Origin of the sequence: Stenotrophomonas sp. SrG (assembly GCF_050031795.1) — a bacterium.
GTDB classification, from domain to species: domain Bacteria; phylum Pseudomonadota; class Gammaproteobacteria; order Xanthomonadales; family Xanthomonadaceae; genus Stenotrophomonas; species Stenotrophomonas rhizophila_A.
In genome coordinates, this window is the sequence record NZ_JBNBBE010000675.1 from 1 (window position 1) to 248 (window position 248).

The following is a 248-nucleotide window of genomic DNA, read 5'->3' on the forward strand; positions in this document are numbered from 1 at the left end:
GCACCAGGGTGGGCGCACCGGCGTTCTTCAGTTCCAGCAGCCCACGCGCGCCGTCGTCGCCCATGCCCGTGAGGATCGCGCCGATGGCGTTGGCACCGGCGCTTTCTGCCACCGAACGGAACAGCACGTCCACCGCCGGCTGGTGCCGGTTTACCGCCGGGCCGTCATCCACCCGGCAGCGCCAGCGCGCACCGTCACGGATCCCCCGCAGGTGCTTGCCGCCGGGTGGCAGGTAAGCATGGCCCGGC

General features: G+C 72.6%; 1 protein-coding gene. It reads right to left on the reverse strand.

Going from position 1 to position 248, the window contains the following annotated elements; all coding sequences use genetic code 11:
* Positions 1 to 248 (reverse strand): chemotaxis protein CheB (locus ACQG3P_RS21270; protein ID WP_426806161.1); only part of this gene is annotated, 248 nt, incomplete at both ends.